The sequence below is a fragment of the Streptomyces sp. NPDC046712 genome, from assembly GCF_040645695.1.
GTDB lineage: Bacteria > Actinomycetota > Actinomycetes > Streptomycetales > Streptomycetaceae > Streptomyces.
Genome location: NZ_JBEYYW010000024.1, coordinates 1 through 22,814 on the forward strand (window position 1 = coordinate 1; position 22,814 = coordinate 22,814).

At 71.4% G+C, this 22,814-nt stretch carries 25 protein-coding genes; 10 read left to right on the forward strand and 15 right to left on the reverse strand.

The window, feature by feature from the left end:
* Positions 1–100 precede the first annotated feature (100 nt).
* Positions 101–589 (reverse strand): hypothetical protein, encoded by a 489-nt coding sequence (locus ABZ939_RS27025; RefSeq protein WP_361860308.1) that lies wholly within the window; start codon positions 587–589, stop codon positions 101–103.
* A gap of 161 nt (positions 590–750) precedes the next feature.
* Between ABZ939_RS27025 and sph the strand changes: the two genes are divergently transcribed.
* Positions 751–1,746: a sphingomyelin phosphodiesterase gene (gene sph / locus ABZ939_RS27030; protein ID WP_361860311.1), complete on the forward strand. Its 996-nt coding sequence runs from the start codon at positions 751–753 to the stop codon at positions 1,744–1,746.
* Positions 1,747–1,881: 135 nt separating this feature from the next.
* On the opposite strand, the gene ABZ939_RS27035 is transcribed toward sph, so the two are convergent.
* Entirely contained in the window at positions 1,882–2,019 is a 138-nt protein-coding gene (locus ABZ939_RS27035; RefSeq protein ID WP_361860314.1) for a hypothetical protein, read from the reverse strand.
* 48 nt (positions 2,020–2,067) lie between these two features.
* Here ABZ939_RS27035 and ABZ939_RS27040 point away from each other — a divergent pair, with 48 nt between their 5' ends.
* Together ABZ939_RS27040 and ABZ939_RS27045 are read left to right on the forward strand one after the other, a co-directional pair.
* The gene (locus ABZ939_RS27040) at positions 2,068–3,552 is read left to right on the forward strand and encodes an APC family permease (RefSeq protein ID WP_361860316.1); all 1,485 of its coding nucleotides are present in this window, start codon (positions 2,068–2,070) and stop codon (positions 3,550–3,552) included.
* Positions 3,553–3,557: 5 nt separating this feature from the next.
* Entirely contained in the window at positions 3,558–3,767 is a 210-nt protein-coding gene (locus tag ABZ939_RS27045) for a hypothetical protein (protein ID WP_361860319.1), read from the forward strand.
* On the opposite strand, the gene ABZ939_RS27050 is transcribed toward ABZ939_RS27045, so the two are convergent.
* Positions 3,764–4,231, reverse strand: a complete 468-nt coding sequence (locus ABZ939_RS27050; RefSeq protein ID WP_361860322.1) for a hypothetical protein — start codon at positions 4,229–4,231, stop codon at positions 3,764–3,766. The genes ABZ939_RS27045 and ABZ939_RS27050 overlap by 4 nt on opposite strands.
* Before the next feature lie 103 nt (positions 4,232–4,334).
* Positions 4,335–4,817, reverse strand: a complete 483-nt coding sequence (locus ABZ939_RS27055) for a macro domain-containing protein (protein WP_361860325.1) — start codon at positions 4,815–4,817, stop codon at positions 4,335–4,337.
* Between the two features lie 115 nt (positions 4,818–4,932).
* Here ABZ939_RS27055 and ABZ939_RS27060 point away from each other — a divergent pair, with 115 nt between their 5' ends.
* Complete coding sequence (locus ABZ939_RS27060; RefSeq protein ID WP_361860328.1) at positions 4,933–5,685, forward strand: MerR family transcriptional regulator; 753 nt, start codon at positions 4,933–4,935, stop codon at positions 5,683–5,685.
* On the opposite strand, the gene ABZ939_RS27065 is transcribed toward ABZ939_RS27060, so the two are convergent.
* The 6 genes from ABZ939_RS27065 to ABZ939_RS27090 form a co-directional block, all read right to left on the reverse strand.
* Positions 5,682–6,569, reverse strand: coding sequence for a hypothetical protein (locus ABZ939_RS27065; RefSeq protein ID WP_361860331.1), 888 nt, complete (start codon positions 6,567–6,569; stop codon positions 5,682–5,684). The genes ABZ939_RS27060 and ABZ939_RS27065 overlap by 4 nt on opposite strands.
* Positions 6,566–6,913 (reverse strand): hypothetical protein, encoded by a 348-nt coding sequence (locus tag ABZ939_RS27070; RefSeq protein WP_361860334.1) that lies wholly within the window; start codon positions 6,911–6,913, stop codon positions 6,566–6,568. Before ABZ939_RS27070 ends, ABZ939_RS27065 begins: the two co-directional genes overlap by 4 nt.
* Positions 6,914–7,049: 136 nt before the next feature.
* Complete coding sequence (locus ABZ939_RS27075) at positions 7,050–9,224, reverse strand: 3-hydroxyacyl-CoA dehydrogenase NAD-binding domain-containing protein (protein WP_361860337.1); 2,175 nt, start codon at positions 9,222–9,224, stop codon at positions 7,050–7,052.
* Between the two features lie 34 nt (positions 9,225–9,258).
* Complete coding sequence (locus ABZ939_RS27080) at positions 9,259–10,473, reverse strand: acetyl-CoA C-acetyltransferase (protein ID WP_361860339.1); 1,215 nt, start codon at positions 10,471–10,473, stop codon at positions 9,259–9,261.
* A gap of 43 nt (positions 10,474–10,516) precedes the next feature.
* The gene (locus ABZ939_RS27085) at positions 10,517–11,659 is read right to left on the reverse strand and encodes an acyl-CoA dehydrogenase family protein (RefSeq protein ID WP_361860342.1); all 1,143 of its coding nucleotides are present in this window, start codon (positions 11,657–11,659) and stop codon (positions 10,517–10,519) included.
* A complete protein-coding gene (locus tag ABZ939_RS27090; RefSeq protein ID WP_361860345.1) occupies positions 11,656–12,801 on the reverse strand; it encodes a CaiB/BaiF CoA-transferase family protein in 1,146 nt (381 codons plus the stop codon). Before ABZ939_RS27090 ends, ABZ939_RS27085 begins: the two co-directional genes overlap by 4 nt.
* Before the next feature lie 152 nt (positions 12,802–12,953).
* On the opposite strand from ABZ939_RS27090, the gene ABZ939_RS27095 reads away from it, so the two are divergent.
* Entirely contained in the window at positions 12,954–13,469 is a 516-nt protein-coding gene (locus ABZ939_RS27095; RefSeq protein WP_361860348.1) for a hypothetical protein, read from the forward strand.
* A gap of 70 nt (positions 13,470–13,539) precedes the next feature.
* Complete coding sequence (locus tag ABZ939_RS27100) at positions 13,540–14,745, forward strand: saccharopine dehydrogenase NADP-binding domain-containing protein (protein ID WP_361860351.1); 1,206 nt, start codon at positions 13,540–13,542, stop codon at positions 14,743–14,745.
* A 46-nt stretch (positions 14,746–14,791) separates the two neighbouring features.
* Here ABZ939_RS27100 and ABZ939_RS27105 read toward each other — a convergent pair whose 3' ends face one another.
* From ABZ939_RS27105 to ABZ939_RS27115, 3 genes are all read right to left on the reverse strand, one after another.
* A complete protein-coding gene (locus tag ABZ939_RS27105; protein WP_361860354.1) occupies positions 14,792–15,166 on the reverse strand; it encodes a VOC family protein in 375 nt (124 codons plus the stop codon).
* Positions 15,163–15,297 (reverse strand): hypothetical protein, encoded by a 135-nt coding sequence (locus ABZ939_RS27110; protein ID WP_361860357.1) that lies wholly within the window; start codon positions 15,295–15,297, stop codon positions 15,163–15,165. The genes ABZ939_RS27105 and ABZ939_RS27110 overlap by 4 nt, the downstream gene beginning before the upstream one ends.
* 66 nt (positions 15,298–15,363) lie before the next feature.
* On the reverse strand, positions 15,364–16,059 hold the full coding sequence (locus ABZ939_RS27115; protein WP_361860360.1) for an endonuclease V: 696 nt from the start codon (positions 16,057–16,059) through the stop codon (positions 15,364–15,366).
* 84 nt (positions 16,060–16,143) lie between these two features.
* Here ABZ939_RS27115 and ABZ939_RS27120 point away from each other — a divergent pair, with 84 nt between their 5' ends.
* Positions 16,144–16,443 carry a YciI family protein gene (locus ABZ939_RS27120; RefSeq protein ID WP_361860363.1) on the forward strand — a complete coding sequence of 100 codons (300 nt, stop codon included), beginning with the start codon at positions 16,144–16,146 and terminating at the stop codon, positions 16,441–16,443.
* On the opposite strand, the gene ABZ939_RS27125 is transcribed toward ABZ939_RS27120, so the two are convergent.
* Positions 16,440–17,540 carry an oxidoreductase gene (locus tag ABZ939_RS27125; RefSeq protein ID WP_361860366.1) on the reverse strand — a complete coding sequence of 367 codons (1,101 nt, stop codon included), beginning with the start codon at positions 17,538–17,540 and terminating at the stop codon, positions 16,440–16,442. The two genes, ABZ939_RS27120 and ABZ939_RS27125, sit on opposite strands and share 4 nt — an antisense overlap.
* A 212-nt stretch (positions 17,541–17,752) precedes the next feature.
* On the opposite strand from ABZ939_RS27125, the gene ABZ939_RS27130 reads away from it, so the two are divergent.
* The 3 genes from ABZ939_RS27130 (at position 17,753) to ABZ939_RS27140 (ending at position 21,417) form a co-directional block, all read left to right on the forward strand.
* A complete protein-coding gene (locus ABZ939_RS27130) occupies positions 17,753–18,169 on the forward strand; it encodes an SsgA family sporulation/cell division regulator (RefSeq protein WP_361860369.1) in 417 nt (138 codons plus the stop codon).
* A 237-nt stretch (positions 18,170–18,406) separates the two neighbouring features.
* Positions 18,407–20,086: an ABC-F family ATP-binding cassette domain-containing protein gene (locus ABZ939_RS27135; RefSeq protein ID WP_361860371.1), complete on the forward strand. Its 1,680-nt coding sequence runs from the start codon at positions 18,407–18,409 to the stop codon at positions 20,084–20,086.
* 356 nt (positions 20,087–20,442) lie between these two features.
* Entirely contained in the window at positions 20,443–21,417 is a 975-nt protein-coding gene (locus ABZ939_RS27140; RefSeq protein WP_361860374.1) for an acyl-ACP desaturase, read from the forward strand.
* A gap of 49 nt (positions 21,418–21,466) precedes the next feature.
* On the opposite strand, the gene ABZ939_RS27145 is transcribed toward ABZ939_RS27140, so the two are convergent.
* A complete protein-coding gene (locus tag ABZ939_RS27145; RefSeq protein WP_361860377.1) occupies positions 21,467–22,771 on the reverse strand; it encodes an SDR family oxidoreductase in 1,305 nt (434 codons plus the stop codon).
* Between the last annotated feature and the right edge of the window lie 43 nt (positions 22,772–22,814).

Here is a 22,814-nt window from a genome sequence, read left to right on the forward strand (position 1 = left end):
GCCCCGGCCTGCGCGCGGCCCCCAGGGGCCGGGCGGGGGTCTCCGGCGCACCGCGCCCCCCCCCCTGCCCCCCCCCCCCCACCTGGTGGTGCGTTGGGTGTCAGGAGCGGTCGGCGCCGACCGGCTCGCCGACGATGCGGCCGGCCAGGGCGCGGGCCCAGGCGTCGACGTCGGCGGCGAGCTCGCGCTCGGCGGCGGCACGCTCTTCGGCGATACGCGCGGCACCGGCGGCCAGGATCGCGTCGCGCTCGGCGATGCCCTCCGCGCGGGCGGCGGCGATGGCGGCTGTGCCGTCCTCGGTGGCCTTGGAGCGGATACGGGCGGCGTCGTGGCGGGCCTCGGCGAGCTCGGCCTCGTACTGCTCACGGATCTGGGTGGCCTCGGCGCGCAGGTCGTCGGCGCGCTCGGTGCCGCCGGCGATGGCGTCATCGCGCTCGACGAGGGTGCGGTTGATCTTCGGCAGGATGCCCTTCGCCAGGATGAGGAAGGTGAGGGCGAACAGCACCACGCCGAGGATGAGCTCAGCCGTGACGGGGTTCAGCGGACCGAGGTCCATGTCGAAGATCGTCGAATTCTGCGCGAGGGTCATGCGCGCATGATACCTGCCCGGGAAAGCGACGATTTCCGCGGGTGCTCGACGAGAGTTGGCATGTTCGTGCCGACCGCGCAAGATTCCCGGCACCCAATGGCTACCGAAAGGTAACTACGGCTGCTTTGATGTGCGGCGCTGGTCCAACCCCCCACCTACACATGGGAGTTCCTGTGCCGCTCGCCGCACACCGCCGTCGTGCCTCCGGCGCCGCCCTGTCGCTGGCGCTCGCCGCCGCGACCCTGGCCACGGCAGCCCCCTCGGCTTCGGCCGCCGAGACCGACGCTCCGCGTCTGAAGGTGCTCAGCTACAACGCCTTCCTCTTCAGCAAGACCCTCTACCCGAACTGGGGCCAGGACCACCGGGCCAAGGCGATCCCCGCCGCCGGCTTCTACCAGGGGCACGACGTCGTCGTGATCCAGGAGGCCTTCGACAACTCCTCCTCCGATGCCCTCAAGGCGAACTCGGCCGCCCAGTACCCGTACCAGACCCCGGTCATGGGCCGGAGCAAGACCGGCTGGGACGCCACGAGCGGCGCCTACTCCGCCACGACCCCCGAGGACGGCGGCGTGACGGTCCTCAGCAAGTGGCCGATCGTCCGCAAGGAGCAGTACGTCTACAAGGACGCGTGCGGCGCGGACTGGTACTCGAACAAGGGCTTCGTCTACGCCGTCCTGAACGTGAACGGCAGCAAGGTCCACGTCGTCGGCACGCACGCCCAGTCCACCGACCCGGGCTGCTCGGCGGGCGAGGCGGCGCAGATGCGCAGCCGCCAGTTCAAGGCGATGGACGCCTTCCTCGACGCCAAGAACATACCGGCGAACGAGCAGGTCGTCGTGGCCGGCGACTTCAACGTGGACTCCCGCACGCCCGAGTACTCCACCATGCTGAGCGACGCGGGCCTCGCCGGCGCGGACGCCCGGACCGGCCACCCGTACTCCTTCGACACCGAGCAGAACTCGATCGCCTCCGAGCGCTACCCGGACGACCCGCGCGAGGACCTCGACTACGTCCTGTACCGCTCCGGCAACGCCCGCCCGGCGGGCTGGACGAACAACGTGGTCCTGGAGCAGAGCGCGCCCTGGACGGTCTCGAGCTGGGGCACGCAGTACACGTACACCAACCTCTCCGACCACTACCCGGTGACCGCGTACTGAGCGTACGGAGCTCCCTGAACCGATCGGGCCGGGCCCGCCACGCCTCCACGGCACGGCGGGCCCTCGCCTGTTTCCAGGGGCCCGGGTCAGCTGCTTCCAGGGGCCCGGGTCAGCTGGGACCACCAGGGGCCTCGGTCAGCCGTCCGCCGACCAGCCGGTCGCGGCGCGGCCGTACGAGTGGAGGGCGGCCACGACCTCCTGCGGCGAGCGCCAGCCGGTCAGGACGTCCATCTGGTAGCCGTCCTCCATCGCCACGAAATTGGCGGCGATCATCCGCGCGGAGTCAGGCGGCGACCGTACGCTCCTCACTGGGAGGCCGTCATGACCACCGAGAACGCGGGACCACCCCCACTGACCGAGAAGGGCCTGCGGAGCGACTCCGTCGGCCTGCTCGCCACGGTCGCGCTCGGACTCGCCTCCGTCGCCCCCGCGTACAGCATCGCCGTCACCCTGGGTCTGGTGACCCTCACGGTCGGCGACCTCGCACCGGCCGCTCTGATCCTCGGTTTCGTACCGATCCTCCTGACGGCCTTCGCCTTCCGGGAGCTGAACCGGCGGATGCCGGACTGCGGCACCACGTTCGTCTGGAACACCCGTGCCTTCGGTCCCGCCGCCGGCTGGCTCGCCGGCGGCTGGACGGTCCTCGTCGCGACCGTCATCGCGATGACGGCACTGGCCCAGGTCGGCGCGTCCGCGCTGCTCGTGCTCCTGGGCCTCGACGCGGCGGCCGACAGCAGCCTCGCCGTCACCGGCGTCGCCGTCCTCCTGCTCGCCCTGGTCGCCACCGTCGCCTACCGGGGCATCCAGCTCGCCGCCCACGTCCAGTACGCGATGCTGGGCATCCAGCTCGTCGCGCTGCTCGCCTTCGGCGTCGCGGCCTTCGCCCGGGACGGTGCGTCGACCCCGTCCCTCGGCTGGATCAACCCCTTCGCCTTCGACGGCTTCGGGCCCTTCGCCGAAGCGGTGCTGCTCTGCCTCTTCATCTACTGGGGCTGGGACGCCCTGATCACCTTCAACGAGGAGACGGTCGACAGCGACCGCACGCCCGGCAGGGCCGCCGTGGCCTCGACCCTGATCCTGCTGGTCACCTATCTCTTCACCGCCTTCGCCGCGATCTCCTACGCGGGAACCGGCGGCTCGGGCCTCGGGCTCGGCAACGAGGAGACCGCGGCCGACGTCCTCACCCATCTCGCCCCGCCGGTCCTCGGCGACGCCCTGGGCAGGCTGGTCACGCTCGCCATCGCCGTCTCGGCCGTGGGGGCCCTGCTGACCTGTGCGGGCTCGGCGCCGCGCAGCACGCTGTCGATGAGCACGCACGGCGCCCTGCCGGCCGCCTTCGCGCGCACCCATCCCCGCTTCCGCACGCCCGCCTTCGGGACGGTCTTCATCGGCACCGCGGCCGCCGCCGTGCTCGTGCTGCTCACCCTCGTCTCGGCCGACTTCCTGGGAGACGCCATCCTGTCGATCGGCCTGCTCATCGCGTTCTACTACGGCGTCACCGGCCTCGCCTGCGCCTGGATCTTCCGCGGGGAGCTGCGGAACTCTCCGCGCGATCTGCTCGTCAAGGGCGTACTGCCGGCGACCGGCGGGCTGATCATGCTGGCCGCCTTCGTCCGCAGCGCGTACGACATGGTCGACCCGGGCTACGGCTCCACCTCCCTGGGCGGCGTCGGCGGGGTCTTCCTGCTCGGCGTCGGCTCGATCGTCCTCGGAGCGGTCGTGATGCTCCTGGTCCGCCCTCGCTTCCGCCGCTTCTTCCACGACGGCCGCACGTCCGTCGCCACCCTGTCCGTCACGGAGAACTGAGCCCCATGCGCACCCTCGCCATCGCCGCGGTCCAGACCACGCCCGTCCCGCACGACCTCGCCGCCACCTGGGAACGCTTCGCCGACCAGGTCCGGGCGGTGCGCGCGACCTTCCCGCACGTCCAGCTGGTCGTCGTACCGGAGCTGATGCTCTGCGCCGAGGCGCCGCTGCCCATGTACGGCGGCCGGTTCGTGCCGGCGCCGGACAGGCCCTAGTACCCGTACATGCCGAACTGGGTGTAGACCCAGAGGCCCACGACCCCCGCCACGCAGAGAAGCACCACCCAGGAGCCGAGGCTCGTGTGGCGGCTCTTGCGGGGGCGGGCGGGCTTGGCCGGGCGCTCCGCGCGCTTGGGGCGCTCGGTGCGGGCGCGGGGCGGCTCCGTGTCGGCGGCGGCGACATCCGCGAGCAGGCGCCGGCAGACCGCGGCCAGCTCGCCCGTCCCGACGGAGAGGTCGACGACAACCTCCGAGCGGGCCGGTGCCGTGGTGCCGCCGTCGAGCAGGCGTCCGGCCCGGAGGCGCGCCTGGTCCTTCCCCCCGGTCGGGGCCAGGCTGATCCAGCGCCCCACGTGCTCGCCGCGGATCACGACCCCACCGCCCCGCTCCCGGTACACGGTGTGTTCCCGCCACAGGACCGCGGCCAACTCCGTGGCCGTCTCCCTGAGTTCCGTGTACATGACCCTCCCCAGTCACCGATCCCCGAATTCGAACAAGCACGTGACTCTAGCGGCAGGTACACGCCATCCGACGCGCGGGTGGGCCGGTATCCCTTACGGCCTGTTACGCCTCGAAGTCGTACACCGTGACCGATATCCCCCGGGCCGTCAGCCGCTCGGTGATCAGCGGCTCGACCTTCGACCACTTCCCGCCGGCCAGCCCGCAGCCGATCCGCGGCATGTGCACGGACGCCCCCAGCTCCTCCGCCTTGTCCGCGAGCAGCCCGAGCGCCGCGTCGATCGCCTCGTAGCGCACGGGCACACCCGTGCTCCGGCCGGTCCGTATGCCGCGCTGGCCCACCATGTTGGCCACCCAGACATACGGCCCGACCTGCACGAACTGGGCGGCCCCGAGCGCGAAGTCGTTCCGCGCGCGCTCCCGGTGCCAGCGCCGGAAGGCCGCCTCCGGCTCGGGCCAGCGGCGCGATATCGCCAGGACGAATCCCTTGCCCCAGCCGCCCAGGTCGTTGCAGACATGAGCGATGATCTTGACACCCTTGCCCTGCGGCGCGGTGGCGTCCCCCCGTACGTACGTGATCCCCGACATGCCCCCACCGTACGAGGCGCCACTGACAACGCGCCTACCTTTTACAACGGTGGTGAGACAGCAATACTGTTGCACCAATGGGGAACGGCACGGCACCGGAAGCGAGGCACCTCAGATGGGCACCGAGGCCGAGGAGCAGCCGCCGACGTTCACCGTCGACGAGCTTGCCGCGCGGGCGGGCGTGACCGTGCGGACCGTCCGGTTCTACAGCACCAAGGGCCTGTTGCCGCCGCCGGCCATCGGGCCGCGGCGGGTCGGGCACTACAGACCCGATCATCTCTCCCGGCTGGCACTCATCGAGGAGCTCCAGCGGCAGGGCATGACGCTCGCCGCCATCGAGCGGTATCTGCACCAGCTGCCGCCCGATCTCAGTGCGCGCGATCTCGCCGTCCACCGTGCCCTGGTGGCCTCGTGGGCGCCCGAGTCGGCCGAGGAGATCACCCGGCGCGAGCTGGAACGGCGCGCCGGCCGGGCCCTCGCCGACACGGACGTCGACCGGCTCGCCGCGATGGGCGTCCTCGACAAGGGCGCCGACCCGGACGTCTTCCGGCTCGACTCCACCCTGCTGCGTCTCGGGGTCGAACTCCTCGACGTGCCCATCGCACACGAGACGATCCTCGCCTCCCGCACCGTCCTCCTCGAACACGCCCGCGCCGCGGCCCAGGAGCTGTCCCGGCTCTTCCGGGACGAGGTGTGGAACCCGTACCGGGAGAGCGCCGAGGACCCGGACCACCTCGCCGCGATGAAGTCGCTCTCCGCGCACATGCAGCCGATGGTGATCCAGGCCCTGGTGACCGCGTTCCAGCGGTCCTTGCGGGAGGAGCTGCGGGCGGCGTTCGGCACGGAAACGGTGGCAGGGACCGATTAGCCGAGCAACTGCGGCTGGGTGCCCGGGGTCAGGCCGATCCACACACCGTCGCTCTCCTGGATGATGTACATCGCGTCGCGGTCCACGTTCCAGCCGAGGGGGACGACGTAATACCGCCCGTCGCGCTCCAGGAGCAGGCGCAGCCCGGTATAGCGGTAGCGGTGGAGCACGCTTTTCGGCAGGACCTCCTTCTTGACCGTGCCCTTCGGGAGCGTCGGGAACGCGAGCGGGCGACTGCTGAGAATCATCACTCCGGTCCATTCGGTGACGCGGCGGGCGTGAGCCTCGGCATCCCGGTGGGCCGTCTGCTGCGTGACCTGAGTCAGCGTCCAGAAGAGGAAGACTCCTGCCGCGAAGATCGGCAGCGCCCTGCGCCGGAATCCCTCCGGCCGTCGGCCCTCGGCGTCCCGCAACTGGCCCAGGAGCAGCCCGGCGGCGATGACGAGGGACGCGGCCCAGCCGTACGGCTGAATCTCGACCCACAGGACGAGCAGGACGACGCCGACCACCACGACCGGGACGTACAGACGGCCCGCCATGACCTCGGCTCTGGAGGGGTGCGGCCGGGCCCTGGCGTGAATCCAGGGCCCGGCGACAATCAGCACCATCACCCCGGCGGCGACCAGGATCTCCACCCTCAGCAGGTTCAGGCTCTGGGTCACCTGCTCGCCGAAGCCCAGGTCGAGCGCGTTGTGGGAAACGTGGAAGTACGCGAAGAACGTGCTCGTGTACATCGCTCCCAGATAGAACATGAGGGCGGCGATGAACGTACCCTGCGCGATCACGATCCTGAGAAGCGCGGTGGGGCTGCTCAGCTCAGCCCCACGGACCGGCTGCGTCGCCTCCCGCTCGTGAGGCGAATCGTCCGGCAAGAGATTGCTCACGTGCCGTCAGGATTGGGCTGTTCCTCCGGCGGTCCCGATGTTTCAGGCGCAACGGTCGCGGTGGGCGGAGGCGCGAAGGTCGGAGTTCCCTCGCGTTTGCCGGTCGCCGTCGGCGGGGGCGGCGGAGGATTGATGTCCTCGTCCCCGTCCCCCGTGGGCTGCGTGTCCTGGTCCTCGCCCGGATCCTCCGGCGTCTCCTCCGACGTCTCCTCGTTCACGACCGATGGCGTCGGGTCCGCCGGCTCGTCCTTGTCGGGGTCGCACCCGGCGATCAGGGCGACGCTGCACGCGCTCAGCACAGCGAGCACAACGCCCCGGATCCAGCGACCGGTCTTCTCCCGCATCCGACCTCCTTGATCGTCTGCGAGCGTAGGGGGCTCCCCCGCGCACCGCCCGGCCCCACACGTGACGGCCCCGCCGCACCGCTCGATCGGAGGATCGAAGGGTGGCGCGACGGGGCCGTTCAGCGGATCGGAGGCGTCACGCGTCCGTGAAGACCTCGCCCCGCTCGGCCTTCTCCACCAGGAGCGCGGGCGGCTGGAAGCGGTCGCCGTACTTCTCGGCCAGCTCACGCGCGCGGGCCACGAAGCCGGGCAGTCCGCCCTCGTACCCGTTGATGTACTGGAGCACACCGCCGGTCCACGCGGGGAAGCCGATGCCCATGATGGAGCCGATGTTGGCGTCGGCGACCGAAGTGAGGACGTTCTCCTCCAGGCAGCGGACCGAGTCCAGCGCCTCGGAGAAGAGCATCCGCTCCTTCATGTCCTCGAACGGGATCGTCACGTCGGAACGGGTGAAGTGCTCGCGCAGCCCCGGCCACAGACCGGCCCGCTTGCCGTCCTCGCCGTACTCGTAGAAGCCCGCTCCGCCGCTGCGTCCGGTACGCCCGAACTCGTCGACCATCCGGTCGATCACCGCGTCCGAGGGGTGCCCGGCCCATGTCCCGCCGGTCTCCTCGATCGCGCGGCGGGTCTCGTTGCGGATCTTGCGGGGCAGGGTGAGGGTCAGCTCGTCCATCAGGGAGAGGACCTTCGCCGGGTAGCCGGCCTGGGCCGCGGCCTGCTCGACCGAGACCGGGTCGGCCCCCTCGCCGACCATCGCGACGCCCTCGTTGATGAACTGCCCGATCACGCGGGAGGTGAAGAAGCCGCGCGAGTCGTTGACGACGATCGGGGTCTTGTTGATCTGCCGCACCAGGTCGAAGGCGCGGGCCAGGGCCTCGTCGCCGGTCTGCTCGCCCTTGATGATCTCGACCAGCGGCATCTTGTCGACCGGCGAGAAGAAGTGCAGGCCGATGAAGTCCTCCGGGCGGGTGACTCCTTCGGCGAGCACGGTGATCGGCAGCGTCGAGGTGTTGGAGCAGAGCAGCGCGTCCGGCTCGACGATGTCCTGGATCTCCTCGAAGACCTTGTGCTTGAGCGCGGTGTCCTCGAAGACGGCCTCGATCACGGCGTCGCAGCCGGCCAGGTCGGCCGGGTCCCCGGTCGGGGTGATCCGGGCGAGCAGCTCGTCGCGCTTCGCCTCGGTCGTACGGCCCCGCGAGAGCGCCTTGGCGAGCAGCTTCTCGGAGTACTCCTTGCCGCGCTGCGCCGCCTCGGCCGAGACGTCCTTGAGGACGACCTCGATGCCGGCGCGGGCGCAGGAGTACGCGATGCCGGCGCCCATCATGCCCGCGCCGAGGACGGCGACCTTGCGGACGGGGCGCGGCTCGATGCCCTGGGGGCGGTTGGCACCGGAGTTGACGGCCTGCAGGTCGAAGAAGAACGCCTGGATCATGTTCTTCGCCGTCTGGCCGGTGACCAGCTCGGTGAAGTAGCGGGCCTCGATGGTCAGCGCGGTCGCGAAGTCGACCTGGGAGCCCTCGACGGCGCACGCGAGGATGTTGCGCGGGGCCGGGTAGGGCGCGCCGTTCAGCTGCTTCTTCAGGTTGGCCGGGAAGGCCGGCAGGTTGGCGGCGAACCGCGGGTTCGAGGGGGTCCCGCCGGGGATCTTGTATCCCTTGACGTCCCAGGGCTGCTGCGACTCGGGGTTCGCGTCGATGAAGGCGCGCGCCTTGGCGAGCATCTCCTCGGGCGTGGCGGCCACCTCGTGGATCAGGCCGTTCTCCAGCGCCCGCTGCGGGGAGTACTGGGTGCCCTGGAGCAGGACCTTGAGCAGCGCGTCGGCGATGCCCATGAGCCGTACGGTACGGGTGACACCGCCGCCCGCGGGGAGGAGACCGAGGGTGACCTCGGGCAGGCCGATCTTGGAGCCGGGCGCGTCGAGCGCGACGCGGTGGTGGGAGGCGAGGGCGATCTCGTAACCGCCGCCGAGCGCCGCTCCGTTGATGGCGGCGACGACCGGCTTGCCGAGCGTCTCGATCCGGCGCAGCGAGTTCTTGATCTCCGTGCCGGTGTCGAAGGCGATCTGCGCGTCCTCCGGCCGCAGCCGGATCATGTCCTTGAGGTCGCCGCCCGCGAAGAAGGTCTTCTTCGCGGAGGTGTAGATGATGCCGCGGATGGAGTCCTTCTCGGCCTCGGCGCGGTCGGCGATCGCCGCGATGGAGTCCTTGAACGCCTGGTTCATGGTGTTCGCGGACTGGTTGGGGTCGTCGAGGACGAGGGTGACGACGCCGGTCTCGTCCTGCTCCCAGCGGATGGTGGTGCTCTGGCTCATTGCTGCTTCTCCGTAAGGCTGGTGGGACGGACGGTCAGACGCGCTCGACGATCGTGGCGATGCCCATGCCGCCGCCGACGCACAGCGTGGCCAGGCCGTACCGCTTGTCCTGGCGCTCCAGCTCGTCGACGAGGGTGCCGAGGATCATCGCGCCGGTCGCGCCGAGCGGGTGGCCGAGCGCGATCGCGCCGCCGTTGACGTTGACCTTGTCCAGGCTGATGCCCATGTCCTTGACGAAGCGGAGTACGACGCCGGCGAACGCCTCGTTGATCTCGACGAGGTCGATGTCGTCCATGGTCAGTCCGGCCTTGGCGAGCGCCTTGCGGGTCGCGGGCGCGGGGCCGGTGAGCATGATGGTCGGCTCGGAGCCGGAGACGGCGGCGGCCACGATGCGGGCGCGCGGCGTCAGCCCGTACCGCTCGCCGACCTCCTTGGAGCCGATGGCGACCAGCGAGGCGCCGTCGACGATGCCGGAGGAGTTGCCGGCGTGGTGGACGTGGTCGATCTTCTCCACCCAGTGGTACTTCTGCAGCGCGACCGCGTCGAAGCCGCCCATGTCGCCGATGGCCGCGAAGGAGGGCTTGAGGGCGGCGAGCGAGTCGGCGGTGGTGCCCGGGCGCATGTGCTCGTCGTGGTCGAGGACGACCAGGCCGTTGCGGTCCTTCACCGGGACGACGGAGCGGTCGAAGCGGCCGTCCTTCCACGCCTCCGCGGCACGCTCCTGCGACAGCGCCGCGTACTCGTCGACGTCGCGACGGGAGAAGCCCTCGATGGTGGCGATGAGGTCGGCGCCGATGCCCTGGGGGACGAAGCCGGTCTCGTAGTTGGTCATCGGGTCGGCGAACCAGGCGCCGCCGTCGGAGGCCATCGGCACCCGCGACATGGACTCGACGCCGCCGGCGAGGACGAGGTCCTCCCAGCCCGAACGGACCTTCATCGCGGCCATGTTGACGGCTTCGAGGCCGGAGGCACAGAAGCGGTTCTCCTGGACGCCGGCGACGGTGTCGGGCAGTCCGGCGGCGATGGCGGCGACCCGGGCGATGTCGGAGCCCTGGTCGCCGACCGGGCCGACGACGCCGAGGACGATGTCGTCGATCGCGGCCGGGTCGAGCCCGGGGAACCGGGCGCGGATCTCGTGGATGAGACCGACGACGAGGTCGATGGGCTTGGTGCCGTGCAGGGAGCCGTTGGCCTTGCCGCGGCCGCGCGGGGTGCGGATCGCGTCGTACACGTACGCTTCGGTGCTCACGAGAAGCCTTTCGGAAGATTCATGAGGGTGGGCAACGGGGAGGTCAGCCGAGCAGGGAACGGCCGATGATCTCCTTCATGATCTCGGTCGTCCCGCCGTAGATGGTCTGGATGCGGCCGTCGGTGAAGGCCCTGGCGACCGGGAATTCGCTCATGTAGCCGTATCCCCCGTGCAGTTGCAGGCAGCGGTCGGCGACCCGCTTCTGCAGCTCGGTGGCCCACCACTTGGCCATCGAGGCGTGGACGGCGTCGAGCTCCCCGTTCGAGTGATCGACGATGCAGCGGTCGAGGAACGTACGGGTGACGGCGCACTCGGTCGCCATCTCGGCGATCTCGAAGCGGATGTGCTGGAGCTTGGCCAGCGGGCGCCCGAACGCCTCGCGTTCCTTCACGTACGTGGTGGTGATCTCCAGGAGGTTTTCGGCTGCGGCTATGCCGGCGACGGCGATGGCCATCCGCTCCTGGGCGAGATTGGTCATGAGGTGGACGAAGGCGCCGTTGAGCTCGCCGAGGAGGTTCTCCTTGGGGACGCGGACGTCGTTGAAGAAGAGCTCCGCGGTGTCCTGCGACTTCTGCCCGATCTTGTCGAGGTTCCGGCCGCGCTCGAAGCCCTCCATGCCGCGCTCGACGACCAGCAGCGAGAGACCGTGGGCACCGCCCTCGGGGGTCGTCCTCGCGACGACGATCACCAGGTCGGCCAGGATGCCGTTGGAGATGAACGTCTTGGAGCCGTTGAGCACCCAGTGGTCGCCGTGGTCCTCCGCGCTGGTGCGGATGCCCTGGAGGTCGGAGCCGGCGCCCGGCTCGGTCATCGCGATGGCGGTGATCAGCTCGCCCGTGCAGAAGCCGGGCAGCCAGCGGCGCTTCTGTTCCTCGGTGGCCAGCGAGGTGAGGTACGGGCCGATGATGTCGTTGTGCAGGCCGAGGGCGATGCCCGGTGCGCCGGCCCGGGTGAACTCCTCGGCGAGCACGGCGCTGTAGCGGAAGTCGGCGTTGCCGCCTCCTCCGTACTCCTCGTCGACGGCGAGGCCGAGCAGCCCCTGGCGTCCGGCGGCCCGCCAGGCCTCGCGCGCGACGATGCCGTCCTTCTCCCACTGCTCGTAGTGGGGCAGCACCTCCTTGGCGAGGAAGGTGCGGACGGTCTCGCGGAAGGCTTCGTGGTCGGCGGTGTAGAGCTGGCGCTTCATGCTTCGGGCTCCTGGCCTTTCAGGGAGGGGACGGCCCAGTCGCGGGCGACCTCGTCGGTGTCGGCGCCGGGCCGGGCGGGTCCGGAGCGGACGGTGCCGGGGGTGGCGGAGAAACGGGGCGCGGGTGCGGGCTGGGTGAAGCCGGCGTGCTCGACGAAGGTGCCCCGGGCTGCGAGATGGGGGTGGGCGGGGGCCTCGCGCAGGGAAAGGACCGGCGCCACACAGGCGTCCGTCCCCTCGAAGACGGCCGTCCACTCCGCTCGGGTGCGTGCCCTGAACCGCTCGGCGACGGCGGCGCGCAGCTCGTCCCAGCGCCCGAAGTCCTTACGGGCGGGGGCGACGTCCTCGATGCCGAGCAGGCGCGTGAACTCGTCGTAGAACTGCTGCTCCAGGGCCCCGACAGCCATGTATCCGCCGTCGGAGGTCTCGTACGTGCCGTAGAAGGGGCAGCCGCCGTCGAGCAGATTGACGCCCCTGCGGTCCTGCCAGCCGCCGGCCGCCAGCATGCCGTGGATCATGGTGGCGAGGTGGGCCGTGCCGTCGACGATGGCCGCGTCGACGACCTGGCCCTCGCCGTGCGTGCGCGCGTGCTGGAGCGCGGCGAGCACGCCGACGACGAGGTAGAGCGAGCCGCCCGCGTAGTCGCCGACGAGGTTGGCGGGGACCGTGGGCGGCCCGTCAGGCTCGGGCCCGATCATGCCGAGGGTGCCGGTGATCGCGATGTACGCGATGTCGTGTCCGGCGCTCGCGGCGAGCGGCCCGTCCTGGCCCCAGCCGGTCATCCGGCCGTAGACGAGCTTCGGGTTGCGGGCGAGGCAGGCGTCGGGGCCGACGCCGAGGCGCTCGGCGACACCGGGCCGGTAGCCCTCGACGAGGATGTCGGCGCGTTCGACCAGGTCGAGGACCGTGGCCGGGCCGCCGTCGGCCTTGAGGTCGACCAGGACGGAGCGCTTGTTGCGATTGGTGAGGTCGTACGCGGGGTCGATACCGAGTCCCGAGCCGCCGGGCCGGTCGATCCGCACGACGTCGGCGCCGAGGTCGGCCAGGAGCATGGCGGCGAACGGGCCGGGCCCGATCCCCGCCAGTTCGACCACACGCACCCCGGAGAGGGGGCCGTTCCCACCGTTCGTCCGCGCTGCCATCGAGCCCCCAGGACCGTGTGTGACACCAGTGATGTAACACCGGTGATGCTAGGAACGTGTTCCACTCCGCACAAGCCCCCAGGCCGAGCAAGCGCTTGGAAATTCACCCGGCGCATCAGGAACGTCCGGACCGGCACCGATAGAGTCCCGCCATGCGCATATCAAGACGCGGTACGACCGCCCTGCTCGCAGCCCCTCTCGCGGCCGCCCTGCTGATCTCCTGCTCCTCGACGGAGGAGCGGCCGGGGACCGGTTCCCAGGCCGCACCGAGCTCGACCTCGTCCCCGCTCGCCGCCGCCGGTGCGGACGGTGGCGCGCAGCCGGGGAACGGTGCGGTCGAGGAGAGCGCGACCCCGTCCCCCGCGCCCGAACTGGTCAGGGACGCCTTCGCCGGACTGCAGGCCACGCTCAACGACAGCTGCGCCGCCGACTGCGCCTACTTCCTCGGGCGCGTCCACGAGGAGCTCCAGGGGCTCGACGCCGCCATGAAGGCCGACCCGAAGGGTCCCGGCCACTTCCCCGAGCCGATCGCCTGGATCGAGAAGCTGCGGACCACGCTGGGCGGCGACCACACCTACGCGAACCTGAAGAAGCACCAGACCCTGCTGCTCGGCACGAGGGACCGGATCAACACCTGGATGCAGGACCACCCCGACGACTACCGCTGACACACCTCGCGTGAGGTACCGCTAGGCTCCGCGCTCGCAGGGGAAGCCGCAGGCGAAGGCGAGGGGCTGGATGGAGACCGGGAACGGCACGGGGCGGGTCGCGGTGGAGCGACCCTATGACGTGGTCCTGTTCGGGGCGACGGGGTTCGTGGGCGAGCTCACCGCGGAGTATCTGGCCGAGCATGCTCCGACCGACTGCCGGTGGGCGCTCGCCGGGCGCAGCCGCGCCAAGCTGTCGGCCCTGCGGGCGCGGCTCGCCGTCCGGTGGCCGCGGTGCGCGGAGCTGCCGCTGCTGGTCGCGGACTCCGCGGACGCTGACGCGCTGCGCGAACTGGCCGAGTCGACCACGGTGGTGGCCACCACGGTCGGACCCTACGTCTGGTACGGCGAGGGCCTGGTCGCGGCGTGCGCGGAGGCCGGCACGGACTACGTGGACCTGACCGGCGAGTCCGAGTTCGTCGACCAGATGTACGTCCGGCACGACGCGCGGGCCCGGGAGACGGGTGCCCGGATCGTGCATGCGTGCGGCTTCGACTCCGTACCGCACGACCTGGGCGTCTACTTCACCGTCCAGCAGCTGCCGAAGGACGTGCCGCTGCGGATCGACGGATTCGTGCGCGCCGGGGCCGTCTTCTCGGGCGGGACCTTCGCGTCGGCCCTGACGGCGATGGGGCGCGGCCGGGAGATTCTGGCGGCGGCGCACGAACGGCGCCTGCACGAACCCCGGTTGGTCGGCCGACGGGCGCGGGCACCGCTGGGCGGGCCACGGTTCAGCCGGGAGACCGGCACCTGGGCACTTCCGCTGCCAACACTCGATCCGCAGGTGGTGGCGCGGTCGGCGAGGGCCCTCGAGTCCTACGGCCCGGACTTCCGCTACCGGCACTACGCCTCGGTCAAGACGCTGCCGATGGCACTCGGCGGCGCCACCGCGGTCGGCACGGGCGTATTGGCGGCCCAACTGGCGCCCGTACGGCGCTGGCTGATGGAGCGTTACGAACCGGGCCAGGGGCCGAGCGCGGAGCGGCGCGCACGGAGCTGGTTCTCCGTACGGTTCGTCGGCGAGGGCGGCGGGCGGCGGGTGTTCACCGAGGTGTCGGGTGGCGACCCGGGCTACGACGAGACGGCGAAGATGCTCGCCGAATCGGCTCTGTGCCTCGCTTTCGACGATCTGCCGAAGACCGCGGGGCAGGTCACGACGGCGGTGGCGATGGGCGACGCGCTGGTCGACCGGCTGCGGGCGGCGGGCATCCGCTTCCGGGTGGCGTACGAGGGCTGACGCCCGGGGTCAGTGCCGTACGAGGCACGAGGGCTGATGCCCGGAATCAGTGCCGTACGAGGCAGAAGGGATGGCCGGCCGGGTCCGCGTAGATCCGCCACCCCCGGTCGCCGTCCCCCTCGTCGAGCTGCCACGCCCCGAGCGCCAGGACCGCCTGGTGCGCCGCCTCCAGATCGGCGACCCGTACGTCCAGGTGGAACTGCTGCTCGGGCGCACCCCAGACCGGCGGCCGGTGGTCGGCGACCCCCTGGAAGGCGAGCACCGGCGCGCCCGCGGCGTCGTGGAGGGTGGCCCAGCCGTCGCCGACGGCCCACTGGGGGTCGGGGCGGTTGATCTCGCCACCGAGCAACTGCTGGTAGAAGCAGGCCAGTTCCATGACGTCCGTGCAGTCGAGCACGACGCACTGCAGGGTGCCGATCACGCCATCACCCAGCCGACGACGATGTAGATCATGGCGCAGACCCAGGCCAGGGCGGCGAGCCCGGCGACGGCGAGGATCGCGATCATGCCGCGTTCGACAGGACGGAGCGGGGCGGGAACGGGGGTTGTCATGCCCCCCACTCTGCCGCCCATGATCGCGTTCCGCCATCCGTACTCGTACTCAGGCGCCTCAGTCGCCTACTCAGCTCCCCGCGCTTCCTTCAGGGCGCGGCGGCAGAGGGAGTCGGCGTGGCGGGTGGTCTCGGGGATGCGGTAGCGCGGGGCGAGCAGGAGGGTGTGGGCGCAGGCGTTGCCCAGGGAGACGCGGTGGCCCACGGAGACGAACACGGGCTTCACTCCGGCCTGGGTGCGCAGGGCGCGGCCGACCTCCTCGTCGGCGGCCACGAGGGGGCTGAAGTCGCCCCGGGCGGGGCCGGGTTGGTCGTAGCCGAAGGTGAAGGGGTTCTTGGCCACGCCGATCGACGGGCGCCCGGTCAGCACGCCGAGGTGACTGGCGAGCCCGAAGCGGCGCGGGTGGGCGAGGCCGTAGCCGTCGCAGACGAGGAGACCGGGGTCGGCCTTCAGCGAGGCGAGGGCGGCGAGCACCGTCGGGATCTCACGGAAGGCGAGGAGGCCCGGGACGTAGGGGAACGAGACCCGGCCGACCGCCGTGGCCTCCTCCACCACCTCGAGCGTCCGGGCGTCGAGCACGACGGCCGCCGCCGCGACCAGATCGCGCTCGTCGTCGTACGCCACGTCCAGACCCGTGACGTGCCCCGTGCCGGGCGACGGGCCCGGCTCGTCGAGCACGAGGCGTCCCCGCAGCTCCCCCTGCACGGCACGGGCGGCGGACTCGTCGGCGGGCCAGCCCGCGGGAATGTCGATGATCGTCATGGTGCGGCCAGCCTACGGCGGCCCTCCGTCCGAAGGACGAGAGGTTTTCCCACCGCTTCCCGGCCCCCGGGTAGCCTGGCGATCATGTTCGTACTGGAATTGACCTACACCGCCCCCGTCGAGCAGGTCGACACGTTGCTCGAGGCGCACGTCGAGTGGCTCGACGCGCAGTACGCCGCCGGCGTGTTCATCGCCTCCGGTCGGAAGAACCCGCGCGACGGCGGTGTCATCCTCGCCGCCGGGGTCGACCGCGTGGAGATCGAGAAGATCGCCGCGGCCGACCCCTTCAGCGTCGAAGGCGTCTGCGCGTACCGGATCACGGAGTTCTACGCGACCAAGACGGCCGACGCCCTCGCCCCGTACCGGGAGCAGCTGCCCGGCTAGGAGCGGCTCTGGCCCAGCCGGGCGATCCTGCCCTTCTCGCCGGAGGCCCAGCACGCGCCGTCCCGCGTGCAGTCGACCGTGTCGTACGAGCCGGTGTCGATCGTCCGCCAGGTGCGGCCGCCGTCCGTCGTCAGGTCCGTGCCCGTGGGGCCGACGGCGAGCGCCGCCGACCTGCTGTGCGGGAGCCAGGCGACACCCGAGCGGTAGGCCGGCGGCGGGACCGACGCGGCGCTCCAGCCGCGCCCGCCGTCGCCGGTGACGGCGGCCGCCCGCGGGGACGGCTGGTCCTTGCGGTAGTCGCCGCCCACCGCGATCCCGTGCGTACGGTCACGGAACGCGAGCCCGAAGACTCCGCGCGCCGGGTCGCCCGCCGGGATGGTGGATTCGGCGACGGTCCAGTTCAGGCCGCGGTCGCCGGAGTGCAGCACGCGTGCCGTGGCCCCGCCGCCGGTCGCCAGCCAGACGTCTTTGGGCCCGGAGGAGACCAGGCACTGGCCGCTCGCCGCGAAGGCGGCCTCGCCGGGCAGCGCCGCCGGCATCCCGGCGTCCGGCAGCACCTCCCACGTACGGCCGCCGTCCCGCGTGGAGAGGATCCGGTACTTCCCGTCCACCGGATCGCTCATGGCCAGCCCGTGCCGGTGGTCGAAGAAGGTCAGGCAGTCGTAGAACGCCCTCGGGTCGGTGTTACGGAAGGACTCGGTCCAGGTCGCGCCGCCGTCGTCGGTGCGCAGCACCCGCGACGCCTCTCCCTCGCCGATCGCGAGGACCACCGCGCGGCGGGCGTCGAAGGCCTCCACATCGCGCAGTTCCAGCTCCGCCGCCCCGGGGGGAGACACGTTCCGCCAGCTCCGGCCGCCGTCCGTGGTCCGCAGCACCGTCCCCTTCGAGCCCGCGGCCCAGGCGGTCGTGCGGTCGACCGCCGCGAGCCCCCGGAAGCGGGCGTCCGTATCGGTCCGGGTGAGCTGCCAGGTTCCCACGGAGGTCTCCCCGTTCGACGCGCCCTGCGCCGGTACCGCCGGAATCGCCACGGCCAGGGCGAGCACCGCCCCGCTCAGGCCCACCGACATCATTCGTCTCGTCTTCCCCATGGACGTCATGGCGCCGGAAGCTAGCCCACCCCGGTGATCCCGTCCAGAGCGCGTCGGGCCCGCCGCGGCGGGCCGTTCCGCCGAGTCGAGGTGAGAACACCCAGGTGAACCGGCGGTGACACAGGTCACGTGACCCCCCAGTGCACGATCCGGCCCGATCGTTCGTCTTCCCCTGTGTCAGGGAGACGTCAGGAACCGAAGCCGCGCGACAGGAGCTGGCCTTGTCCACCGTCATCGAGCAGGCCGTCCAGGCCCGTCTGGTCGCATCCGCTCCCAGGATGGAAACCGTCCCCGCCACGCTGCGGTACGACCGTGCGGATCCCTTCGCGGTGAGCATGGCGTTCCCGCCGCCGGCGACGCTGGAGGGCGTCGAGGTGTCGTGGGCGTTCTCGCGCGAGCTGCTGGCGCAGGGCGTGGAGGGCCCGGCCGGGGTGGGGGACGTCCGTGTCCGCCCGTACGGCTACGACCGCACCGTCGTCGAGTTCCACGCGCCCGAGGGCGTGGCCGTGGTGCACATCCGCACGGCCGAGCTGCGGCGCTTCCTCAAGCGGTCGCAGCACCTGGTGCCGGTCGGCCGCGAGCACCAGTACCTGGACTGGGACCAGGATCTGGCCCAGCTCCTCGACGACTACGCCTGAGCGTCCATAAATCGTTTGTCTCCCGCTCGGCGCACGGCGTAGCTTCTGGTCCGGCCCTGTTGTCGCCCGATCGGAGAAGGCCGTTGCTCGTCTGAGGTTTCGAGACACCGTGCCGCGCGTGCCCCTTGCCGCCGCGTGTGCCGTCTTCGACCTCGGCGTACGAGCCCTTGTGCCTGCCCGCGCCCCCGGTGTCTCACCCGTTGCCCCAGCCCACGCTCTTGCAACAGGGAGGCCACCATGGCGACCCATCCCACGTTCATCACCTGCTCGTCCCTCTCCTTCTCCTGGCCCGACGGCACCGAGGTCCTCGACGACTTCCGGCTCGCGGTCGGCCCCGGCAGAACGGGGCTGATCGGCCTCAACGGATCGGGCAAGTCCACGCTGCTCAAGCTCATCGCGGGCGAGCTGACGCCCACCGCGGGCAAGGTCCTCACCGTCGGCGAGGTCGGCTACCTCCCGCAGAACCTGTCCCTCGACACCGCGTTGCGGGTCGACGAGGCGCTCGGCATCGCGGCCACCCGCGCCGCGCTGCACGCCATCGAGGCGGGCGACCCCGCCGAGGCCCACTTCGCCGCGGTCGGCGACGACTGGGACGTGGAGGAGCGGGCCCGCGCCACGCTCGACCAGCTCGGGCTCGACCACATCGGGCTCGACCGGACCATCGGCGAGGTGTCGGGCGGTGAGTCCGTCCTGCTGCGGCTCGCCGCGCTGCTGCTCGCCCGGCCGGACATCCTGCTGCTCGACGAGCCGACGAACAACCTCGACGTGTACGCCCGCCACAGGCTGTACGAGGCGGTGGACGCCTGGTCCGGGGTGCTGGTCGTGGTCAGCCACGACCGCGAACTCCTGGAGCGTGTCGACCAGATCGCCGATCTCCGGGACGGAGAGGTCGGCTGGTACGGGGGCACCTACTCCGCGTACGAGAAGGCGGTCGCCGCCGAACAGGAGGCGGCCGAGCGGATGGTGCGGGTCGCCGAGGCCGACGTACAGCGTCAGAAGCGCGAACTCTCCGACGCCCAGCAGAAGTTGGCGCGGCGCAAGCGGTACGCGCAGAAGAGCGCCGCGAACAAGGTGGTCCCGAAGATCGTCGCCAACAACCGGAAGAGCGAGGCTCAGGTGTCGGCGGGCAAGCACCGCGCCCTGCACTCGGAGCGGCTCGCCGAGGCGAGGGAGCGACTGGACGTGGCGGTAGAGGCGGTACGGGACGACGACGAGATCCGGATCGAGCTGCCGCGCACCACGGTCCATCCGGGCCGTGGCGTGCTGTCGCTGCGCGAGGTGGAGCTGCGCTACGGAGCCCGGGTGGGTGGCGAGTTCGAGCTGCGCGGCCCTGAGCGGATCGCGCTCGTGGGCCGCAACGGAGCCGGCAAGACGACGCTGTTGCGGACGATCGCCGGGGAGCTGGAGCCACTGTCGGGCGAGGTGCTGCCGGAGGTGCCGCTGCGCTTCCTGCCGCAGCGACTCGACGTCCTCGACGACGAGCTCAGCGTGGTGGAGAACGTCACCCGGTTCGCGCCCTCGGCGTCGGGGAACGCCATCAGGGCGCGGCTGGCGCGGTTTCTCTTCCGGGGCGCGCGGGCGGATCAGGCTGCCGGGACGCTGTCGGGCGGGGAGCGGTTCCGGGCGACGCTTGCGGCGCTGCTGCTCGCCGAACCCGCTCCGCAGTTGCTGATGCTGGACGAGCCGACCAACAACCTGGACATGGCTTCCGTCCGGAAGCTGACGGCGGCGCTGGAGTCGTACGAAGGGGCGCTGATCGTGGCGAGCCACGATGTGCCGTTCCTGGAGTCGCTGGGAATCACCCGCTGGCTGCTGCTCGACGGTGAGCTGCGGCCGACGACGCCGGAGGCGGTACGGGAGGGACTGCTCGACGAGGGCTCGACGAGGCGAGGGGGCGGGGGGTCAGCGGTGCAATAGCACTTCGCACCTCCGCCGGGGGTGAGGACGGGGGCGAGCTCCTGGTCCCCACCGCGCGTCTCGACCGCCGCGGCCGGCAGCCACACGCTGCCGCTGCGGCGGTCGCGGCCCCTCCGCTTACCGCCTCTGCGTCGGAGCCCCTCCGCTACGAGTAGCCATGATCACGCCAGGCGGGGGCGCCGAGGGCGTGACCTGCCTCTCTGCGGACACGCCACCAGCTGCGTACATAACCGAACGTAACCGGACATCGGTGAGACGGGCTTGGCCGACGCCTTACGGAGCCTTAACCTACGGTCTCGTAACCTACGAATCCGTAGGTAATTCCGTATACCCTTCTCCGTCCCCCAGGAGTCCCCGTGACGCTCACCTCTCCCCACCTCGGCAGCTCGACAGGGTGGACCGACGCGCGGCTGCTCTACGCGCTGGAAGAGGTGGTCGAGAAGGAGCTCAACCGGCACCTCAAGGTCACCAAGGACTGGATGCCGCACGAGTACGTCCCGTGGTCCGACGGCCGTAACTTCCCGGGCCTCTTCGAGGACGGCGAGGCCTGGGAGCCGTCGCAGTCCAAGGTCACCGAGGTCGGCAAGATCGCCCTCGTGGTGAACCTGCTCACCGAGGACAACCTGCCCAGCTACCACCACGAGATCGCCACCCTCTTCGGCCGCGACGGCGCCTGGGGCACCTGGGTGCACCGCTGGACCGCGGAGGAGGGCCGGCACGGCATCGTGATGCGCGACTACCTCCTGGCCTCGCGCGCGGTGGACCCGGACAAGCTGGAGCAGTTCCGGATGGCGCACATGAGCGAGGGCTTCGAGTCCGACAACCGGCACTCGATGCTGCACTCGGTCGCGTACGTCGCCTTCCAGGAGCTCGCCACGCGCATCTCGCACCGGAACACCGGCCACCAGTCCGGCGACCCGGTCTGCGACCGGATGCTGGCCCGTATCGCCACCGACGAGAACCTGCACATGGTCTTCTACCGCAACCTGCTGGGCGCGGCCTTCGAGCTCGCCCCCGACCTGACCATGCAGGCCGTGCGGGACGTCGTCGTGAACTTCCGGATGCCCGGACACGGCATGCCCGGGTTCGAGCGGGCAGCGGCGCAGATGGCGATCGGCGAGATCTACAACATGCGCATCCACCACGACGACGTCATCCAGCCGGTGCTGCGCTTCCTCAAGGTGCTCCAGATCGACGGTCTCGGCCCGGAGGGCCTGAAGGCCCAGGAGGAGCTGGGGCTCTACATGGCGGGTCTGGACAGCGAGGCCAGCAAGTTCGACGAGAAGCTCGCCGCCCGCAAGGCGCGGATGGCGGCCCGCGCGGCCGGCTGACCGGCCACGCGCCGACCGGCCAGGCGCCTACCGGTCAGGCGCCGACCCGCTACCAGGCGGCTTCCCGGTAGTCCTTGAGGAAGACGCCCGAGACGGGCTCCCCGGCCTCGCCGCGCACGATCGGGTCGTAGATCCGCGCGGCGCCGTCGACGACGTCGAGCGGCGTACGGGTGCCCGCGGCCGCGATCCGGGCCTTGCGGGGCGCCGGGTTCTCGTCCGTGATCCAGCCCGTGTCCACGCTGCACATGTGCACGCCCTGCTCGGCCAGCTCGCCGGCGCTGGTGCGCGTGAGCATGTTGAGGGCGGCCTTCGCCATGTTCGTGTGGGGATGGCCGCCCGTCTTGTTCCGTACCGCGAAGCGCCCCTCGACGGCCGACACGTTGACGATGTAGCGGCGCGGCCGCGGGGAGGCGAGCAGCAGCGGCAGCAGCCGGTCGCAGAGCAGGGTCGGCGCGAGGGCGTTGACGAGCTGGGTCTCCAGGAGTTCGGCGGCGTCGAGATCGCCGAGCCGTACGGACCAGGAGTTCTGGGCCGAGAGGTCGGGCAGCAACCCGGCCTCGTCCGGCTCCAGGCCGGCGACGACCGGGACCCGGTCGCCGCCGGTCTCGTACCCCGGTGCCGGGATGACGCCCTCGGGGAGCGCCTTCCGCTCCCCCGCGGCGAGCAGGGCGTACGACTCCGGGGGCCGGCGTATCGTCTGGGCGGCGTTGTTGACGAGTATGTCCAGCGGTCGCCCCTCCGCCCGCAGCCGCTCGCAGAGGCCGAGGACCTGGCGCGGGTCGCGGAGATCGATGGCGACGACGGTGAGCCGGTCCAGCCACCGCTCGCTGCCCTCGGCGGCCCGGAAGCGGCTCAGGGTGTCGTGCGGGAAGCGGCTGGTGACGAGCAGCTCGGCGCCGTCGCGGAGCATCATGAGCGCCAGCTGGAACCCGATCTTGACGCGGCCGCCGGTGAGCAGGACCCGGCGGCCGGTGAGGTCGGTGCTCAGGGCGCGGCGGGCGGTGTTGTCGGCGGCGCAGGATTGGCAGAGCCGGTGGTAGAAGGCGTCGACCTGTCGGTAGGACGACTTGCAGACATAGCAGTACCTGACCCGGCGGAACTCGCCGGGGGATTCCTGGTCCAGGGCCACCAGGGGCGCGTCCTCGCGCCGGTCGAGCGCCCCGGTCGCGGTGCGCGCGGCCAGGGCGGCGTCGGCGGCCGACTGCTCGGCGCGGCGTGCCTTGCGGCGCTTGTTGCGGCTCTCGCGGGCGAAGGTGGCGGCTAGCTCCTCGCCGCGCATCCGGGCGGGATCGCCGAGGGGCAGGCTCCGCAGCCTGCTGATCGTGCGCTCGAAGGCGGCGAGTTCCTGGTCCATGGCTCCATGATCGTAGTGAGGCCGGGCCCGGGTCAGCATCCGG

Excerpts from the sequence above, each read along its gene's own strand:
- ABZ939_RS27035 (WP_361860314.1), bottom strand. The coding sequence starts at position 2,019 with ATGATCGCCGCCAATTTCGTGGCGATGGAGGACGGCTACCAGATGGAC.
- ABZ939_RS27095 (WP_361860348.1), top strand. The coding sequence starts at position 12,954 with ATGCGCATATCAAGACGCGGTACGACCGCCCTGCTCGCAGCCCCTCTC.
- ABZ939_RS27135 (WP_361860371.1), top strand. The coding sequence starts at position 18,407 with ATGGCGACCCATCCCACGTTCATCACCTGCTCGTCCCTCTCCTTCTCC.
- ABZ939_RS27050 (WP_361860322.1), bottom strand. The coding sequence starts at position 4,231 with ATGTACACGGAACTCAGGGAGACGGCCACGGAGTTGGCCGCGGTCCTG.
- ABZ939_RS27060 (WP_361860328.1), top strand. The coding sequence starts at position 4,933 with ATGGGCACCGAGGCCGAGGAGCAGCCGCCGACGTTCACCGTCGACGAG.
- ABZ939_RS27125 (WP_361860366.1), bottom strand. The coding sequence starts at position 17,540 with ATGACGTCCATGGGGAAGACGAGACGAATGATGTCGGTGGGCCTGAGC.
- ABZ939_RS27045 (WP_361860319.1), top strand. The coding sequence starts at position 3,558 with ATGCGCACCCTCGCCATCGCCGCGGTCCAGACCACGCCCGTCCCGCAC.
- ABZ939_RS27025 (WP_361860308.1), bottom strand. The coding sequence starts at position 589 with ATGACCCTCGCGCAGAATTCGACGATCTTCGACATGGACCTCGGTCCG.
- ABZ939_RS27090 (WP_361860345.1), bottom strand. The coding sequence starts at position 12,801 with ATGGCAGCGCGGACGAACGGTGGGAACGGCCCCCTCTCCGGGGTGCGT.
- ABZ939_RS27145 (WP_361860377.1), bottom strand. The coding sequence starts at position 22,771 with ATGGACCAGGAACTCGCCGCCTTCGAGCGCACGATCAGCAGGCTGCGG.
- ABZ939_RS27110 (WP_361860357.1), bottom strand. The coding sequence starts at position 15,297 with ATGACAACCCCCGTTCCCGCCCCGCTCCGTCCTGTCGAACGCGGCATG.
- ABZ939_RS27120 (WP_361860363.1), top strand. The coding sequence starts at position 16,144 with ATGTTCGTACTGGAATTGACCTACACCGCCCCCGTCGAGCAGGTCGAC.
- ABZ939_RS27075 (WP_361860337.1), bottom strand. The coding sequence starts at position 9,224 with ATGAGCCAGAGCACCACCATCCGCTGGGAGCAGGACGAGACCGGCGTC.
- ABZ939_RS27055 (WP_361860325.1), bottom strand. The coding sequence starts at position 4,817 with ATGTCGGGGATCACGTACGTACGGGGGGACGCCACCGCGCCGCAGGGC.
- ABZ939_RS27070 (WP_361860334.1), bottom strand. The coding sequence starts at position 6,913 with ATGCGGGAGAAGACCGGTCGCTGGATCCGGGGCGTTGTGCTCGCTGTG.
- ABZ939_RS27100 (WP_361860351.1), top strand. The coding sequence starts at position 13,540 with ATGGAGACCGGGAACGGCACGGGGCGGGTCGCGGTGGAGCGACCCTAT.
- ABZ939_RS27115 (WP_361860360.1), bottom strand. The coding sequence starts at position 16,059 with ATGACGATCATCGACATTCCCGCGGGCTGGCCCGCCGACGAGTCCGCC.
- sph (WP_361860311.1), top strand. The coding sequence starts at position 751 with ATGGGAGTTCCTGTGCCGCTCGCCGCACACCGCCGTCGTGCCTCCGGC.
- ABZ939_RS27040 (WP_361860316.1), top strand. The coding sequence starts at position 2,068 with ATGACCACCGAGAACGCGGGACCACCCCCACTGACCGAGAAGGGCCTG.
- ABZ939_RS27085 (WP_361860342.1), bottom strand. The coding sequence starts at position 11,659 with ATGAAGCGCCAGCTCTACACCGCCGACCACGAAGCCTTCCGCGAGACC.